Source organism: Peribacillus sp. TH27 (assembly GCF_016650915.1).
GTDB lineage: Bacteria > Bacillota > Bacilli > Bacillales > DSM-1321 > Peribacillus > Peribacillus butanolivorans.
Map to the genome: position 1 here is coordinate 5,041,866 of NZ_JAEKEV010000002.1, position 17,632 is coordinate 5,059,497.

Consider the following 17,632-nt stretch of genomic DNA (forward strand, 5'->3'; position numbering starts at 1 on the left):
TAATTCAATTGTTTATTGGATATACAAAGGAGTGTAAAAAATGACTGACCAAAGCAATCTACATACTAAGGCAATGGATTTTCTTTTAAAAACAAGCCGGACTTTTTTCATTCCAATCAGCTACCTTCCAAAGGGATTACAGGAAGCCATTGGAGCTGCTTACCTTTGCATGCGGGCTATCGATGAAATTGAAGACCATCCCGAATTACCTGCCGATAGTAAGATTTCCCTATTACAGACTATCAGTGAGCTGCTTAAGACTGATGATTATAGTGAAAAGGGACTTCAGACCTTGTTTGAACCGTATAAGGACGATTTACCTGAAGTGACCTTGCTTCTTTCGGATTGGATTCAATATTGTCCGCCTAGTGCGACCGCAAAAGTCTTGGGCTCGACACAGGAAATGGCCGAAGGCATGGCAAAGTGGGTTGCGAAGGACTGGCAGATACACAATAAGGAAGAACTTGATGATTACACATATTATGTTGCTGGTTTAGTTGGAGTCATGCTATCTGATATTTGGAACTGGTATGATGGAACTGAAACAGATCGTGATCTTGCTATTGCATTTGGCCGTGGACTTCAAACTGTTAATATTCTTCGAAACCGTGAGGAAGATGCAGAGCGCGGTGTTAACTTTTATCCAGATGGTTGGGGTTTCGACGAGATGCTTGCCTATACGGAACATAATCTTGCATTAGCTGATACGTATATAGCAGAGATTGAAACAAAGGAAATTATCCAATTCTGTAAAATACCATTAGAATTGGCAAAAGCTACTTTAAAAGCCTTGAAAGAAGGAAAAGAAAAAATCGACCGGGCGACTGTTACCAAAATTGTTAACCAAGTCGTCGAACACTGACATTTTAGTATCGTCGCTGTGAAAGTAATAATAACTTTCACAGCAGACTTTTTTATTGTTTTAAACATAAAAACTTGTAAAATTCTAAAAAGTTAAAAAATATATTGATATAATTGAGAATAAACGATTATAATTTAGTAAATAAAAGCGTAAGAGTCGCCATCGTAGAAAGGCAGAATCTTAAAATAAGAAAAAAGCGGGGGGAAAATATGAAGAAGAAATTATATTCGACTGCAGCAATGACCTTAGTAGCGGGATTATTACTGGCAGGCTGTGGAAATGACAAAGCGAATGATACTGCGAAAAATGAAAGCGGTAAGGATACCTTCAATATTGGGGTAACACAAATCGTTCAGCATGATTCACTTGATCAAGCATATGAAGGGTTTCAGGCTGCATTGAAGGATAGTGACATCAATTCCAAGTATAATCTTCAGGTCGCACAAGGGGATCAAAACAACAGTCAGACGATTGCCAATAACTTCGTTGGGGATAAAGTGGATTTGATTTTTGCTAATTCGACTCCAAGTGCATTAAGTGCTTTAAATGCAACAAAGGATATTCCTATTGTATTTACATCTGTAACGGATCCAGTCGCAGCGGAACTTGTTACATCCATGGAGAAACCAGGTGGAAATGTGACGGGTACGACGGATTCTCATCCGGAAGCGATTGCAAAGTCTATGAAATTTCTAGCAGAAGAACTTGGCGCCAAAACAATTGGGACCGTTTATAATACAGGGGAACAAAATTCGGTCGTCCAAATAAAAAACGTAAAAGCGGAAGCAAAAAAAGCCGGATTAAAAGTCGTGGAAGCATCTGTCTCGACTTCTGCTGAGGTCAAACAGGCAGCAGAATCATTAATCGGGAAAGCAGATGCTTTCTATATCATTACTGATAATACAGTAGTCTCGGCATTGGAATCAGTCATTTCGGTGGCGAATGATCAAGATATTCCATTATTTGTTGGTGAACTTGATTCTGTGAAAGCTGGTGGTTTTGCAGCCTATGGCTTCAGTTACTATGATATTGGCTATGAGGCAGGGCAAAAAGCGGTTGAAATCTTAAAGGATGGTAAGAAACCGGGAGACATCGCCGTTCAATATCCACAAAAGTTGAAATTGGTTATTAATGAAACAGCAGCAAAAGGTATGGGTGTTGAAATAAAAGAAGAATGGAAAGCAGATGCTGAGTTTGTAAAATAAACTCTGCTTTAGTTCAGGGAAGGAAGAAAAAAATGTTCTCAGCCTTATTCAACTCTTTTGAGTCGGGAATGATTTATGCGATTATGGCACTTGGTGTCTATTTAACATTTAGGATTCTCGACTTCCCGGATATGACAGTGGAAGGTAGTTTTGTGACAGGGGCCTCTGTTGCCGCTATTATGATTGTTAACGGTTTCTCGCCGATTGTAGCCACGTTTTGTGCCATGGTTGCCGGGTTTATCGCAGGGACGATGACGGGACTGCTGCATACGAAAGGGAAAATTAATCCACTTCTTGCAGGAATTTTAATGATGATTGCCTTATATTCTATCAATTTAAGAATTATGGGTGCATCGAACATTCCGTTGCTTTCTCAAACAACAATTATCACGAATATTCAGGATGCTTGGGCTGGCACTGGGTTGGACAATATGTTGAATGGTCTATTATCAATCATGGGCGCTGGTGATAGTTTGCCAAAAACATGGGCTATTTTAATTGTGATGCTTATTGTAGCTGTAATTATTCAGGCTGGAATGTCTGCATTTTTAAAAACGGAAATTGGTCTTGCACTACGTGCGACAGGTGACAATGAAGCCATGGTTAAGAGTTTTTCCGCCCATACGGGTAATATGAAGATTTTAGGACTCGCAATTGGAAATGCACTTGTTGCTTTCTCTGGATCTTTAGTTGCTCAATATAACGGTTTTAGTGATATTGGGATGGGGATTGGAATCATTGTCATTGGATTGGCATCCGTCATTATTGGGGAAGCGTTATTTGGTGCAAAAACGATTGCGCGGGCGACGCTTGCAGTTATTGGTGGAGCGATTATATACCGAATCGTCGTTACTTTGGCACTTCGTGTAGAGTTCCTTGATACGGGTGATGTTAAATTAATTACCGCGCTTATCGTGGTTGGAGCCCTTGTTATTCCAAAAATTTCTGATAAACAAAAAGAAAAAAGCCGTAAGAAAAAGCGTCTCAAAGAATTACAGATGCGTCATATCGAGACTTTATCGAAGGGGGGATAAGAATTTGCTGCAACTAAATCAGATTTATAAGGTCTTCAATGAAGGCACACCGGATGAGAAGCTGGCCCTTGGAAATCTTGAATTGCAAATGACAAAGGGGGAATTTGTAACGGTCATTGGCAGTAACGGCGCAGGCAAATCGACGTTGATGAATATGATATCCGGTAAGATTCTCCCTGATGCCGGTGAAGTCATCATTGATGGCGAAAATGTGTCGACAATTGAGGAGCATGCTCGTGCAAAAATGATTGGCCGTGTTTTTCAAGATCCGATGCTTGGTACAGCCCCGCATATGACCATTGAGGAAAATATGGCCATTGCCTATGGCAGAACTAATAGAAGAGGCTTTGGCTTTGGGGTGACAAAAAAAAGGAAAGCACTTTTTAAAGAAAGTTTGAGTACGCTTCATTTAGGCTTAGAAAATCGAATGAGTGCAAAAGTCGGATTATTATCGGGAGGGGAGCGCCAGGCATTATCATTGCTGATGGCCACCTTTACCGATCCTAAAATCCTGCTTCTAGATGAACATACAGCTGCTCTCGATCCCTCTAGAGCAGAGCTCGTTACAAATCTGACGAAGGAAATCGTTGAAAAAAACCAGTTAACAACACTTATGGTGACTCATAATATGCAGCAGGCAATAGATCTTGGAAATTCATTAATCATGATGGATAAAGGTCAAATCATTTTTGAAGCAAGGGGCGTCGAAAAGCAGGAGCTTACCGTTGAAAAACTGCTGAACGAATTCCAGCGTATTAAAGGTGAAAAAATGCTCAACGACCGTGCTGTGCTTATTTAAATGATGAAAAGGCCCGGCCCTTAGGTGAAAGTTTAACCTTGGGGCCGCGGCCTTTTTATATTTGAGGTAATTACTAGCTCGGGTTCTTGAACTATTTCTGCATTCGAAGAGTCATGGGCTAAAGGATGTACATCGAGGTCTAATGGTATTTGTATGATCTTAAATTTGCAGGTAGAAGAAGGAAGGCTATCATATTCTTTGGTATTAATCGTTGACGGCTGTGCTCTTCGAAGTAGAATCACGTTCAGTTATTTCCAAAAATCGTTTTCATGAATGGCCATTTCTTCGTTTTTTTAGTGGCAGCCGTTTCTTCAGCAGCCAGAAAATAATCGATTGGCGGAACTTTTTTTGTTTCTAACTCTTCAATACGTGCTTCAAGCTTCTTAACGAGTTTTTGTAGGTCTTCCATATCGCTTCTGTGCTGTAAAATTTGATAGGAGACAACGTCATCAGCTTTTGTCTTTAGTCCATTTTCAAGCCTAACAATCCTTTCTATCATTCGATCATGTTCTTTATTCGTTTCGGAATGTTGTTTCTGTACTGTTGCCTTTCTAATCTTTTTCTCTGATATGCTGACCTTTTGGAGAATGATTCCTTCGTTCAGCTGATCTTGGACTTTTCTCAATAATGCAATGTCATCGTCTGAAAACTGATAGTGTCCGAGCTGATTTCGTTCTACCTCCATATTCAATTGGGTAACCCAGCGTTGAATCGTACTATGGGAAACGTTCAGTAACCGGGCAACTGCACTTGTATTCATCGAAATTCCCCCTTTTGTGTGTAGAATTCTAGATGGAAGAGGCAATTCCTTTACAGGTGACAAAACAAGTAATCATTCGGCAAAGAAAGTGAATTTCCTACGTAATTTGCATCCATATGGATTATTAAAGGAATCACTTCGGCATTTTATGCTCCTTTTTTAAAGGCTGATAAAGAATGGATTTTGTTATAGAGCTATTTTAGTAACAGTGATGAAGTGATAAAAAAGGAAAAAAATCCTAAGTGTCGAACTATCATATGAAGAAAGAAAATGGGGGGGACAAGTATGAACAGAATAAACCTTATTACTTTAGGGGTTAGAGATATTAATAAATCTCTAAGATTTTATAGGGATGGATTAGGATTCCATACACCATGTAAAGAGGACAATCCTGCTGTTGTTTTTTTTAATAATGCAGGAACAAAACTTGCTTTATATCCTATAGAAGAGTTAGCAAAAGACATTAATGAGAAAGAACAGCCTAAACGGAATGGATTTTCAGGTGTTACTTTTGCTTATAACGCTAAATCAATTGAAGAAGTTGATGACATTATTAAAAAGGCTGAAAAGGCTGGAGGAATAATCGAGAAATTACCACAACGTGTTTTTTGGGGAGGATATAGCGGCTATTTTTCAGACCTCGATGGTTACTATTGGGAAGTTGCGTATTCGGAGGATTGGAGTTTTGATGAAGCAGATATGCTGATTATTAAGTAATAGTTATCAACAATTGAGGGGAATTGGTCCCTTTTTGCTGAGATAATAAAAAACAACGTTTTAGTGTTTCTCTTGTTCTGGTAAATTCCTTAACAGGTACTAGCTCCCTACATAAATAGGCTGTTGGCTTAACACTTCCGATTAGGGGGTGTAAGTCAACAGCCTATTATGATGTGCTTTTTACTGCGGTACTACATACTTGGCGAGCTCTTTGCTAATTTGATTACCCATCCGCTTAGATTGCTCGGTCGCTTCTTCAACACAGGCAATGAACGCTTCCTGAACTTGATGCGCTTGAAGTGCTTTCAAACCGGCTTCTGTGGTTCCGCCCGGTGATGTTACTTCCTTTCGAAGCACGGCAGGAGTTTTCGGTGATTTCTGCAACATCTCAGCCGCACCTATCAGTGTCTGAAGGATTAATTGCTTCGCAGTTTCAGAATCGAGCCCTATTGATTCTGCTGACTTTTCTAATGCCTCGACCAAGTAATAAATATAAGCGGGGCCGCTCCCAGATAAGCCTGTTACGGCATCGAGCTGCGTTTCTTCAACAATGGAAACCGATCCTACCGTTTCAAAAAGGGTAATCGCTGTTTGTAATTGTACTTCGTCTGTATGACTATTCGCTGCAAGAGCCGTTGCTGATCTTCCGACAGCTGCCGATGTATTAGGCATAGCGCGGACGATGGAGACCTGCTTATCGGCAATTCCTTCTAAACTAGTTGTATGAACCCCTGCCACAACGGAAATGAACAGCATTTCTTCGTGAATGTATTCTTTTATTGATTGCATCGTTTCTAAAATATCTTTCGGCTTCACTGCTAGTACGACTAGATTTGCATCTTGTAGTAATTGCTGCAGTGACCTTGTTGCAGTCACACCGTATTGCTTCTTTAAATAATCAAATCGTTCATCATTTGATTTATTTGTAACAAAAATATTTTCTGAGTCAATTACCTGTTGAGTGACCAATCCCGAAATGATTGCTTCCGCCATCGATCCAGCTCCGATAAATGCGATTTTTTTCATATTCCTCGCTCCTTCTGTACATGCTATTTATGGTCCGCTTTTTTTGAAAAATAAAAAGACCCCTCATCCGATAAAGGACGAAAGGTCTAGCTTCCGTGGTACCACCTTTGTTCAACTTTCCATAAAAAATAAATAGAAAAGCTGCACTTGAATCCTCTAACGCGGGATTTACGTCAGGTTTTCCTGAAGGCTCATAAGGTAGGTTCAATAATGAGAGGGCGATGAAGCCTTTCAGCACTTTCCGAGCTTCACTCTCTTTACGCCATCAATAAATTTACTTGGCCTTAATCTCAGCCATTCCGTCTTTAATTACTTGTGATTATGAAGGATGCATCAGTACTCTGTCAATGATAATATATGTTTTAGCTTCAAAAATAATACGTGAATTATGTGAAAATAATGACAATATTTAAGAATACATGTAAAATGGTAATTAAACATTCATTTTCTTGATAAATGGACAGGTTTATCGGTATTGTGTATAAAAAGATTTATATAAATATAATATTTAAGGTGGAAATGATTATGGTGAATTGGAATGGAGATATTGCTAAACTTGCTTTGCCAACGCCGTTTGCAGTTGGCGATGTAAATGTTTATGTAGTTAAAGGGGATGCTTTAACTTTAATTGATACTGGCGTTAAAACAAAACAATCAAAAGAAGTTTTGACTTACGGGCTTGGAGAATTGGGGCTAAAACTGTCTGATATTGAACAAATCATCTTGACCCATCATCATCCGGACCATGCCGGTGCACTCGATTTCTTTGATAAGGAAGTTCCTGTTTACGGACATAAAAATAATCAGCGGTGGCTGACTATCAGTGATGAGTTCCTTGAAACCCATAATCGTTTTTTTCTGGACTATGCTACGAAGTTTGGAGTAGCTGAAGAGTTGAAAAATAATTTGATTCATTACCGCGACGAAATCAAATTCCTTAGTGAAAGAAAGTTACAGGGGTTTTTAGCTGAGGGAGATGAACTTCCTGGACTTCCAGGATGGCGAGCAATCGAGACTCTTGGACATGCACAAAGTCATTTATCCTTTTACCGTGAAAGTGATGGTTTGATGATTGCGGGTGACCATTTACTTGCGAAAATTTCACCTAATCCGTTAATGGAACCGCCTTTACTTCCGGGCGCTGACCGTCCACGTCCGTTACTGCAATACAACGCTTCGCTTCAGAAATTCTTAGGAATATCTATATCCACTGTATACTCTGGGCATGGATCTGAAGTGGATGGAGACGCGGTTGCTGATTTGATTCAATATAGATTTGAGCGGCAGCATAATCGGGCCATGCAGGTGAAAAGTATGCTTCAAGATAAACCTTTATCAGCATTTGAAGTGTGTCAGCAGCTTTTCCCGAAAGTATATCTTCAGGAAGTCGGCCTAACACTATCGGAAACGATCGGTCAGCTAGACTATTTAGAAGATTTGGGTGAAATCGAAACAGAAACTCAATCAGGGGTAATTCTGTATTCAATCGCTTAAACGTTCTCGAGGAGGATAATTTTTTGAATAAGTTGCAAGGGAAAGTTATTGTAATTACCGGGGCTTCCGGAGGGATTGGCAAGGAAGTGGCGATTCAAGCAGCAAAGCAGGGAGGGCGCCTTGTTCTCTTGGCTAGAAGCCTGGATAAATTACATCAGCTAAGGTATGAACTAACTAATCAATATGGTGTTGATGCATATGCATATAAACTTGATGTGGCAGACACCGACCAGGTGGAAATGGTATTTGGCGATATCCATGCTCAAATCGGTGAGGTGGATGTATTGGTTAACAATGCTGGTTTCGGCACGTTTAAAGAAGCCCTGGATACAGAATTAGATGAGACAAAAGCGATGTTTGCTGTCAATGTGATTGGATTGATGGCCTGTACAAAGCTAGTTCTCCCTTATATGAAGCAGCGAAAATCGGGGCATATCATTAATATTGCCTCACAGGCCGGTAAAATTGCCACTCCCAAATCTACATTGTATTCTTCGACCAAGTTTGCGGTGCTTGGCTATTCAAACGCGCTTCGACTTGAACTAATGGAAGATCATGTTTTTGTGACCACCGTCAATCCTGGGCCAATAGAAACGAATTTCTTTAGCATTGCGGATGAATCTGGGACATATGTGAAAAATATCGAAAAATTTATGCTTAAGCCGGGGGATGTCGCAGCCAAAATCGTGGCGGCTATGCTGACTAATAAGAGGGAAATCAACCTCCCTGGCTGGATGGATTTAGCTGGGAAATGGTATAACATGTTTCCAAGAATCACCGAGACTTTTGGGAAAAAAGCATTTTTTAAAAAATAGGCTAAACTTTTGATATCGGGACAAAACGAACGGTGGCTTATAATTAAAAGGGGGACTGTCAAATGACATTCCTCTTTTTTGTATGAAGGAAAGCTAGAAAAATGGAGGAGCTGGGACATAAGTCCCTTTTACAAGAGGTTCAGTTTATTTTCAGATAAATTAGTAACTCTTTTACTGGAAAATTCGTCTATTTTATAGGAGGGATTTTCATGAAGATGATGTTAAACCTTTTTGTATATACACTAGTGGCTTTTATTCTGGGAAGCTGTCAATCCTCTTCGGAAAAAAACACGCAGGAGGCCATTGATAAGGGGGAAGAAGGCTTTATTACGGATCTAGACGATAATCGGATTTTGATTAAAGAGACGTACTACAAGGTAACCAATCGTACATATATACAAGATCAACATGGGAAGGACCTCAGCTACTCGGACTTGGTTATCGGGATGAAAGTAAAACCATGGCATCGGGGTGGTATTAAGAAAACATATCCTGCGATAGCGGAAGCAGAATTGATTCGCGTGCTAACGGACGAAAAGAGCTTGGAGGAACAAAAGACGGTAACTGCTGCAATTGAGCACATGAGCAAAGCGGAAAGTCAGCGATTCATGGTACTTGAAGTCATGCATTTACCTTCAGAGCATGTGTATAATATCGAAATGATGAATCGTTCTAACTTAGATTCATCATTTATAGTGACTGTAGAAGATTTCACGGATGAAATTTTATATATAAAATAAACCGGACAGAATTATATATAAATTCTGTCCGGTTTATTTTTAGGAATTTCTCTATGAATCGGCTGATTAGAACTTAGCCTATGTTCTTATTATCGGATTTTATAAAGTTTTCGCACCTAGGTATTTTGGTTTCCAATAAGAATTATCCATATCAGTGATGGTTATTCCTTTTGAAGACGTAGCACTAATGAATTGACCATTTCCGATATAGATCCCAACATGTGATACTCCTGTTCTTCCAGAAGAAGTATCAAAGAATACAAGATCACCTTTAGATGGTGAAGATACTTTTAAACCAGTATTGGAATAGAGCAATGATGTTGTACGCGGTAAGGTAATTCCTTGTGATTTCTGAAATACATAATAGATGAATCCTGAACAGTCGAATCCAGCTGGTGTTGTCCCGCCCCATTTGTAGGGTTTGCCTATCAAGGTTTTCGCATAGTTTATCATGCTTGTATTATTGACCTTATAAACACCAAGCGCATTAAATGTGCCTCGGCCGGCAATTCCGTCGGCAGTTAACCCTTTAGATTTTTGGAATTTTTTTACTGAAGATGTAGAATAGGTGCCGTAATATGTAGTCAGTGAACCTGAATATGTGAAATAACCTTTAGTTTTTAAAAGTTGTTGTAGTTGTTTGACATCGCTATGAGTCATTCCGGGTCTGAGGGTTTGATCTCCAATATTTGCAAAGGCTTGTAGTGGGGTTAGCATCATTGCAGAAGCAACGGCAGCTGAAGCAATCCATTTCTTCATAATTCTCATTTCCTCTCTCTCTCTATCTTTCTATTGTTCTTAACAATATTATCCTACAATACCATTGTGACAATATGACATATTTTTGATTACAGTTTCATTACAAAAGATGGGCAGTAAGACTAAAATAAGATTAGACTAAAGGCTATTGAAAAGGGATGTTGTTTTAAATGAATAATGGGAATTTAGTTGTATTTTGAATTATTCAAGATACTAATTAATCTATTTTCAAAAAAACTATTTGGTTATAATGTATTTTTATGGTAATTGAGTATTTATTAGGGTTATTTTGTTTTTTGAAGGCGATTACCTTAAAAAGTAGAAATTTGTAATAAAACTTCCATTGAAAGAGAACGTATATTCGGTTAAAGTTATGAATATAATAAAAAGCGAACGTATATTCTTATTAGGGTGAAGAAATGATGGATTATAGGACGATGCCGAAACAATCAATTATGTGTATCGATATGAAAAGTTTTTATGCAAGCTGTTCAGCGGTCATGCTTGGTTTGAATCCACTCGAATGTTATCTAGCGGTGGTTGGTGATTTGAATAGGACGGGTAGCATTGTGCTTGCGGCTTCTCCAAAAATGAAGAGGGAATTTGGTATTAAGACAGGTTCGCGGATGTTTGAGATCCCGAATGATCCAAGAATTGTCCTCGTTGAACCTAAAATGGCAACCTATTTAAGGATTTCGACGGAAATTACCCGCTTGTTCAACCGCTATGTCCCGAAAGAAGCGATTCATGTATATAGTGTGGACGAAAGTTTTGTGAAAGTCGATGGAGCCGCTTCTTTATGGGGAGATGCCCGGGTGATAGCTGAAAAAATAAAAGATGAAATCGAACGGGAATTGCAACTCCCATGTGCCATTGGAATTGGGCCAAACATGCTGATGGCGAAGCTTTGCCTTGATTTGGAGGCCAAACATAAAGGGATTGCCGAATGGAAGTATGAAGATGTTCCAAACAAACTTTGGCAGATTTCTCCGCTTCGTGAAATGTGGGGGATCGGAAGACGCGTAGAAAAAACTCTTCATGGAATGGGGATATTTTCGGTTGGCCAGCTTGCCAATTATGATCTTGAATTACTTGAAGCGAAGTTTGGAATTATGGGCAATCAGCTCTACCACCACGCTTGGGGAATAGATTTATCGGATATGGGAGCAGCGATTATTGAAGGACAGGTCAGCTTTGGCAAAAGTCAAATTCTACTGCGAGATTATAAGGAGGAGCATGAGGTCAAGCAGGTCATAGTGGAAATTTGCGAAGAAGTTGGAAGAAGAGCACGTACCCATCGAAAGGCAGGAAGGACGGTCAGTCTAAGCATTGGCTACAGCAAGAATGAGTTTGGCGGAGGTTTTCACCGTTCTCGTTCGATTAACGAACCGACCAACATTACGATGGAGTTATATAAAGTCTGTCTGGAGCTTTTTCATGAGAACTATAATAAGCAAAAAACAGTTCGAAGCATAGCAGTCACGCTCTCAAATATTGTGGATGATAACGAGATGCAGCTGACTTTATTTGACGCTTCGCGCTGGAAAAAACGGGAGTTGGGTTATACGGTTGACCGGATTCGCCATAAATATGGATCAAAATCACTGTTGCGTGCGGTTTCGTATACAGAAGCAGGTACAGCTGTTTACCGAAGTAGGCTGCTTGGTGGGCATAAGGCGTGATAGAAAGCTCAGTAGTGACAAATGATTTTATATAATAATGTCACACAAAATGCAATGGAAAAGTGGGTGTTTCGAGGTGATTCGCGACAGGGGCCGTATCAAATGGGTTTCAATGATGTTACCAGAACATGTAAAATTACTAAGAGAATATAATGAAGGTCTGGATAAAGTCGAAAAGCCGGTTTTAGATGAACAAAAATATGAAGAATTCAATGAAATTATCTGTAGGGCCATGGAAGAGAACATTACCCTACAATTTACTTATTATCAAAATGGTGAAATTAAAAAATTTCTTGGTAATATTCATTATATTGATGGACTAAAAGGAGATTTACGAATTATTAGTCATGCATCCGAGAAGTGTATCTTAAAGTTAGTAAACATTATTGAAATTGAATATTAAGTATGATTTTTGGTTTAATTGCCATTGAAAAATAGGGATAGCCTGTTTTTTAAAACAAAAGGATTGATTAAAACAGGCTATTTCTACGATTTAACCAACTAGATAGTAAGGCAAGTCAAAATTTCATAGCTCCCCGAACGAAAATTCGAATAGCATTCAGGTTATTTCTCAATGAATGCACGCAAATGACTGATAAAGTTTAAAATTTGAAAATGGATTTTCGCCATTTCTTCTACCGTTTGCTCTTCGCAATTATCCAGCCACTCCTGGATTACACCTAAAATGGCTGATGTCATAAAGGCGTGCATATAATTACGAAAAGCATCATTTTGTGCTGCTGGATGTTGACGAATTAAACGTTCTAATAGTATTTCACCAAATACATGCTTCAATTTTTTGGCAAAAGAGGGGTCTCCGTGATCGCCAAGAATGGCACGCAATGCACTGGCATGCTCACTAATGAATTGAAAAATCGCTATAAAGGGTGGATATAGTTGTTGCTGATGAAGGGCTAAAAAAGCCTCTTTTGGTAGAATAGAAGTAATGCGTAATTGAAGTTCTGCTAATAATTCCTGTTGTAAGTGATCCATCAACTCATATTTATCTGCATAATGCAAATAGAATGTACCTCGATTAATGCTCGCGCGATCTGCAATTTTTTTCACCGATACATGCTGAAATCCTTCTTTTTCAACAAGTGCAATAAAATGCTGTTGAATCTGCAGTTTCGTTTTTTGAGCCTTTTGCTCATGAATCGTCGCCATCGAATTTCTCCTTCACTAAACAGTCTTCAAAAATGTGTTGATTGTATTTGACCAAATACTACCTTAGAATGTTGATACATTCAACACCGTGTTAATTATAAAAGAGGAAGGGTGTGCGTGCAGTGAATGCGATTACCATTGAGGAAATTGCTAAAGGCTTTAAACACAAAAAAGTCATTCAGCCATTAAACCTAAATATTGCAGAAAGAAAAATTTTCGGCTTATTAGGACCATCTGGTTGCGGGAAAACGACCTTAATTAAAATGATTGTCGGTATGATGAAGCCGGACACTGGAAAAATCACAGTGCTTGATTGTGAAGTGCCAAATGAAGCATTGCTATCAGAAATCGGCTATATGGCGCAGTCCGATGCCTTATATACAGAGCTGACGGGTGCTGAAAATCTTGAATTTTTTGCAAAGCTTTACCGTTTATCGAAAAAGGAACAAAGAGAACGCATTCAGTATGCAGCCGAAATTGTACAGTTAACGAATGATTTGTCTATTCGGGTTGCATATTATTCTGGGGGCATGAAGCGTCGCCTGTCACTTGCTATTGCCCTTATCCAAAATCCGAAAATTCTAATTTTGGATGAACCAACTGTCGGTATGGACCCTGTGTTGAAACAATCCATCTGGAAGGAATTAGAACGTTTAAAAAATGATGAGCATAAAACAATCCTCATTACAACGCATGTAATGGATGAAGCAGAACGTTGCGATAATCTAGCGATGCTGCGTGAAGGGAAAATCATCGCATCCGGCACACCTGCCGCATTAAAGACACAATACGGGGTACAAACGTTTGATGAAGTGTTTTTAAAGATAGTAGGTGAGCTGTAATGCGAATTACAGCTCTTGTTACACGAATTACACGACAAATGCTCCGAGATCGAAGAACACTCGCATTGCTCTTCTTTGCACCATTGCTCATCTTAACGCTCATGTATTTTATTTTTCATTCAGAAGCGAGTGATTTAAAAATCGTTGTTACAGGTAGTAATGAAAACATCGCTGAAGCATTGAAACAAGCAGATTTTCAAGTAACGGTTGCCAAGCATTTTTCAAAAGAGAGCATGGCCAAAAATAACATCGACGGCTGGCTGCAATTTGAAAATGGCAACATGAAGCTGACCCTTTTAAACGATGAACCGTCTCGTGCAAAGGCCGTTCAAATGCAATTAGCGCAAGGCTTGCAAGGAGATGCAAACAATCCTTCGATTGATTCGCATTATGTGTATGGTGATGCCGATTCGAAGATTTTTGATATTTTTAGTCCTATGCTCGTGGGCTTTTTCGTTTTCTTCTTTGTTTTTTTAATAGCGGGGATTGCGCTGCTAAAGGAACGTACAAGTGGTACATTAGAACGGTTACTTGTGACACCGATTAAACGATATGAAATTGTTGCAGGCTATGTAATTGGATATGGTTTGTTTGCACTCATTCAAACTATAATTGTTGTACTATACGCGGTAAATGTACTGGATATTATGCTCGTCGGCTCCATTTGGCTCGTTTTATTGACGAATATTCTCGTCGCGCTTGTGGCATTATCCCTCGGTACATTATTATCAAGTTTCGCAACATCTGAATTTCAAATGGTACAATTTATTCCACTCGTCATCGTGCCACAAATCTTCTTTACGGGTATTTTTCCATTAGATGGTATGGCAGACTGGCTGCAGCAAATTGGCAAAATCATGCCGCTTTACTACGCGTCGGATGCATTGAACGGTATTATGTACAAAGGCTTAACCTTCGCTGAGGTAGTGATGGATTTACTCATTCTCCTTGCATTTGCTGTTGTTTTTATCACTTTCAATATTTTGAGTTTGAAAAAATATCGTGCCTTATAAATGAGAGGAGTTGTATGCTACTATTTCTTTATGGAGTAGAATCAGGAATTTGAAGGAACCCGTTTGGCGGGATTCATAATGATAATGAGCTTATCCAAAGATCCATATCGTCGCTTGTTTTTAACAGGTTCACTATATCCGTCTCGCCGATATAGCGGGCGTAAGGTTAATAGAATAATAGTGGAAGGGCTGTTTCCTAGAGATAGGCCTTTTTTTTTATCGAAAATAAGAGGAAATACGAGGAACATTGGGCTGTGATTTTCTTAATGGAAGCAACATTGGTGGAAAGGACCTTCATTTGAGTATCTTGAAAATGGCATAAAGCAGTTTCATTAACAGAAACGTTTTTATCGTTTATAATGAGGGAACGAAAACACATGAGGAGGTATGTAAAATCATGTATATTGAATGGACGGAAAGAGCGGCAGATAAAATAGCCGATAAGATACAGGGGCAAGAAGGATTTTTACAGTTAAAATATGACACAGATGGCTGTGGCTGCGTTGTGAGTGGTGTGACAGCCCTATGGTTAGTCAACGAACTTGATGAAGGTAACGAGAGAGTGGAAACAAACGGAATCTCTCTATACGTAGAAAAGTCAAAAATGATTTTTCTCGATGAAGTTATGAAAATAGACTTTGTACCGGAAGCGAACAGCTTTCAGTTAAAAAGTCCGAATCAAATCTTAAATCCGAGAATGAGCTACTTTAATAAAATCTAAAAGAAGAAAAGAGAGGATATCAAGCTTTCATGATAGGTATCCTCTCTTTTTCTATCTCAATACAAGCTGTTTAAGAAACTGATCAATTTGTTCTTCATATTCTTTTGGATTTTCATTATAAGATTGAGCGTGGGCGCCCTTTTTAGCAATGTACAGTCTGCTTTGGCCACTCTTTTGTCTGCATATAATTCCGTTGTCATGGAAACGGGGATAAAGGTATCATGTTCACTATGAATGAACAGTACTGGTTTTTTAATATTTTTTATATAATTAATCGGTGACACTTCTTTAGTCCAATATCCGTCACGAAGTTTGATGAACGTACGACCAAGCGGAAACACGGTCCAAGATGGTAAAGGGATTTCCGCGCTGATTTGGTGTTTGATCTGCTCCTCAAAGTTTGAAAATGGGCAATCGGCAATGTAAAAATCAGCGCCATCTTCAAGCATCCCGGCATACAGAAGCAGAGTTGCGGCTCCCATGGATTCCCCATGAATGCCAATGTGAAGGTCGTCGGAGCCTTTACGTCTTTTCAATTCGTCGATCACGGCCTTCAAATCGAATTTTTCATAATGGCCATAACTGCTAGTCTTACCACCAGAATCTCCATGACGGCGATGATCATAAATGATAGCATTGAAGCCGCGCTTAAGAAAAATGTTCATGTACTTAATCGAATTAATTTTGTTCTCCGTCACACCATGTGAAATAATAATCCACTTATTCGTCTCAAACGGTTCGATAAACAAACATTTCAAGGAATATCCGGATGGTGAAGGTACCCAGATTTCAGTTTTAGGTAGGATATCAAAATCCTCTTTAATTAGACGTTTAGCCATAATTTCACGATTCTGGATAAAATCATCTTCCTTCTTTTTCATGTACATGATCCGATTAGAAAAATAAATGCCGACGCCGATGATATAGGTCAGAATTCCAGCCAATGCAAGCCACCATTTTTTCATGAAAATCCTCCTCAGTTATTTTCTTTATTTTACCATGAGGGAAATGGAGAAAACACTGTTTGAAAATCATAACGAGAGAAACCGCAGTCGTGATATAATAATTTCATAATGGCTAGGAGGTTTTAGGGATGAAAAAGAAACAGTCGCGGAATCAAAATCAAAGCAAAATACAAGATAAAGAGTCATCATCATTGAAACTTGGTGATATGCTTAATCAAGATATCATGTCCCAGCTTCGTCAAAAGCAAAAAGAACTGAATGATGCTGAACAAGAGAAAAAAGCAGCGGAAGAAGAAAAAAAACGCGAAGAAAGAAAACGGCGTGAGAAAAATAAATCATTCGAAGAGCTGCTGGGAGAAAGCAATCTTAACTGGAAGAACTATAAATAATGTAAAAAGGGAGCAGACTTGGTACTGTCTCCCTTTTTGATAAACCACTCTTTCTGAAAGAGTACGCCGACATTTGTTCAATAACGAATATTGCTTTATTTTATAAAGTATAACGATTATATTAAAGATAAGTTTGATATGTATTCACAATATCAAACGGACTACTACTAGCTGGTGATATGATGGAAAAAAGATTAGAAAATGTACTGGAAAACCAATTATGTTTCCTGCTTTATGCAAGTTCAAGGGAAATGACGAAAAAATATAAACCGCTGCTTGATAAACTCGAAGTGACATATCCACAGTACCTCGTTCTCCTTCTACTATGGGAGCAGGATACACTTACAGTTAAAAAATTAGGGGACTTACTTGCCCTCGACTCAGGAACGCTTACCCCCATGTTAAAACGAATGGAACAGAATGGCTTGATTGTCCGTGAACGTTCCACTCAAGATGAACGGTCTGTCATGATTCAGCTGACCGAAAAGGGAAAGGGTTTACAGGAAGAGGCCTGTTTCATTCCCGATCGCATTTCAGCTATGTCGGGTGAGGATAAGAGGGTGGTTGAGGATTTGAAAGCTTCGCTGCTCCAACTGTTGACAACATTACAGAAATTGTAGCGAAAAGAAAAAACGCTTGGGA

The 17,632-nt window shown here is 39.1% G+C and carries 19 protein-coding genes and 1 pseudogene; 15 read left to right on the top strand and 5 right to left on the bottom strand.

Annotated features, from left to right (window positions below):
* Nucleotides 1-40 precede the first annotated feature (40 nt).
* The 4 genes from JFU24_RS25690 to JFU24_RS25705 all read left to right on the top strand — a co-directional run bounded on the left by JFU24_RS25690 (nt 41) and on the right by JFU24_RS25705 (nt 3,900).
* Nucleotides 41-862, top strand: coding sequence for a squalene/phytoene synthase family protein (locus JFU24_RS25690; protein ID WP_201185722.1), 822 nt, complete (start codon nt 41-43; stop codon nt 860-862).
* A gap of 209 nt (nt 863-1,071) precedes the next feature.
* Complete coding sequence (locus JFU24_RS25695; RefSeq protein WP_201250684.1) at nt 1,072-2,067, top strand: ABC transporter substrate-binding protein; 996 nt, start codon at nt 1,072-1,074, stop codon at nt 2,065-2,067.
* 32 nt (nt 2,068-2,099) lie between these two features.
* Nucleotides 2,100-3,101, top strand: a complete 1,002-nt coding sequence (locus JFU24_RS25700; RefSeq protein WP_201185721.1) for an ABC transporter permease — start codon at nt 2,100-2,102, stop codon at nt 3,099-3,101.
* A 4-nt stretch (nt 3,102-3,105) separates the two neighbouring features.
* Nucleotides 3,106-3,900, top strand: a complete 795-nt coding sequence (locus JFU24_RS25705; RefSeq protein WP_053346875.1) for an ABC transporter ATP-binding protein — start codon at nt 3,106-3,108, stop codon at nt 3,898-3,900.
* A 244-nt stretch (nt 3,901-4,144) separates the two neighbouring features.
* On the opposite strand, the gene JFU24_RS25710 is transcribed toward JFU24_RS25705, so the two are convergent.
* The gene (locus JFU24_RS25710) at nt 4,145-4,660 is read right to left on the bottom strand and encodes a MerR family transcriptional regulator (protein ID WP_053346874.1); all 516 of its coding nucleotides are present in this window, start codon (nt 4,658-4,660) and stop codon (nt 4,145-4,147) included.
* Between the two features lie 285 nt (nt 4,661-4,945).
* Here JFU24_RS25710 and JFU24_RS25715 point away from each other — a divergent pair, with 285 nt between their 5' ends.
* Nucleotides 4,946-5,377, top strand: coding sequence for a VOC family protein (locus JFU24_RS25715; RefSeq protein ID WP_056525245.1), 432 nt, complete (start codon nt 4,946-4,948; stop codon nt 5,375-5,377).
* Between the two features lie 180 nt (nt 5,378-5,557).
* Here the strand turns inward: JFU24_RS25715 and proC are convergent, their stop codons facing one another.
* Complete coding sequence (gene proC / locus JFU24_RS25720; RefSeq protein ID WP_201185720.1) at nt 5,558-6,403, bottom strand: pyrroline-5-carboxylate reductase; 846 nt, start codon at nt 6,401-6,403, stop codon at nt 5,558-5,560.
* A gap of 525 nt (nt 6,404-6,928) precedes the next feature.
* Between proC and JFU24_RS25725 the strand changes: the two genes are divergently transcribed.
* From JFU24_RS25725 to JFU24_RS25735, 3 genes are all read left to right on the top strand, one after another.
* On the top strand, nt 6,929-7,897 hold the full coding sequence (locus JFU24_RS25725; protein WP_201185719.1) for an MBL fold metallo-hydrolase: 969 nt from the start codon (nt 6,929-6,931) through the stop codon (nt 7,895-7,897).
* A 23-nt stretch (nt 7,898-7,920) separates the two neighbouring features.
* Complete coding sequence (locus JFU24_RS25730) at nt 7,921-8,712, top strand: SDR family NAD(P)-dependent oxidoreductase (RefSeq protein WP_201250685.1); 792 nt, start codon at nt 7,921-7,923, stop codon at nt 8,710-8,712.
* Nucleotides 8,713-8,921: 209 nt separating this feature from the next.
* On the top strand, nt 8,922-9,452 hold the full coding sequence (locus JFU24_RS25735; RefSeq protein ID WP_201223728.1) for a hypothetical protein: 531 nt from the start codon (nt 8,922-8,924) through the stop codon (nt 9,450-9,452).
* A 99-nt stretch (nt 9,453-9,551) separates the two neighbouring features.
* Here JFU24_RS25735 and JFU24_RS25740 read toward each other — a convergent pair whose 3' ends face one another.
* Nucleotides 9,552-10,211: a C40 family peptidase gene (locus tag JFU24_RS25740; RefSeq protein WP_201225129.1), complete on the bottom strand. Its 660-nt coding sequence runs from the start codon at nt 10,209-10,211 to the stop codon at nt 9,552-9,554.
* A 419-nt stretch (nt 10,212-10,630) separates the two neighbouring features.
* Here JFU24_RS25740 and JFU24_RS25745 point away from each other — a divergent pair, with 419 nt between their 5' ends.
* Both JFU24_RS25745 and JFU24_RS25750 read left to right on the top strand, forming a co-directional pair.
* Complete coding sequence (locus JFU24_RS25745; protein WP_201250686.1) at nt 10,631-11,893, top strand: Y-family DNA polymerase; 1,263 nt, start codon at nt 10,631-10,633, stop codon at nt 11,891-11,893.
* Between the two features lie 115 nt (nt 11,894-12,008).
* Entirely contained in the window at nt 12,009-12,296 is a 288-nt protein-coding gene (locus JFU24_RS25750; RefSeq protein WP_242485395.1) for a YolD-like family protein, read from the top strand.
* 161 nt (nt 12,297-12,457) lie between these two features.
* Here JFU24_RS25750 and JFU24_RS25755 read toward each other — a convergent pair whose 3' ends face one another.
* Nucleotides 12,458-13,060, bottom strand: a complete 603-nt coding sequence (locus tag JFU24_RS25755; protein WP_098176785.1) for a TetR/AcrR family transcriptional regulator — start codon at nt 13,058-13,060, stop codon at nt 12,458-12,460.
* Between the two features lie 113 nt (nt 13,061-13,173).
* Here JFU24_RS25755 and JFU24_RS25760 point away from each other — a divergent pair, with 113 nt between their 5' ends.
* The 3 genes from JFU24_RS25760 (at nt 13,174) to JFU24_RS25770 (ending at nt 15,636) form a co-directional block, all read left to right on the top strand.
* Nucleotides 13,174-13,902, top strand: coding sequence for an ABC transporter ATP-binding protein (locus JFU24_RS25760; protein WP_376182662.1), 729 nt, complete (start codon nt 13,174-13,176; stop codon nt 13,900-13,902).
* Nucleotides 13,902-14,915, top strand: coding sequence for an ABC transporter permease (locus JFU24_RS25765; RefSeq protein ID WP_201250687.1), 1,014 nt, complete (start codon nt 13,902-13,904; stop codon nt 14,913-14,915). The genes JFU24_RS25760 and JFU24_RS25765 overlap by 1 nt, the downstream gene beginning before the upstream one ends.
* A 397-nt stretch (nt 14,916-15,312) precedes the next feature.
* Nucleotides 15,313-15,636, top strand: coding sequence for an iron-sulfur cluster biosynthesis family protein (locus JFU24_RS25770; RefSeq protein WP_053346861.1), 324 nt, complete (start codon nt 15,313-15,315; stop codon nt 15,634-15,636).
* Nucleotides 15,637-15,687: 51 nt separating this feature from the next.
* Here JFU24_RS25770 and JFU24_RS25775 read toward each other — a convergent pair.
* Nucleotides 15,688-16,601: pseudogene (locus JFU24_RS25775) on the bottom strand (alpha/beta hydrolase).
* A gap of 128 nt (nt 16,602-16,729) precedes the next feature.
* Between JFU24_RS25775 and JFU24_RS25780 the strand changes: the two are divergent.
* Together JFU24_RS25780 and JFU24_RS25785 are read left to right on the top strand one after the other, a co-directional pair.
* Nucleotides 16,730-16,990: a YqkE family protein gene (locus tag JFU24_RS25780; protein ID WP_201185705.1), complete on the top strand. Its 261-nt coding sequence runs from the start codon at nt 16,730-16,732 to the stop codon at nt 16,988-16,990.
* 182 nt (nt 16,991-17,172) lie between these two features.
* Entirely contained in the window at nt 17,173-17,610 is a 438-nt protein-coding gene (locus tag JFU24_RS25785) for a MarR family winged helix-turn-helix transcriptional regulator (protein ID WP_201223734.1), read from the top strand.
* Nucleotides 17,611-17,632 lie beyond the last annotated feature (22 nt).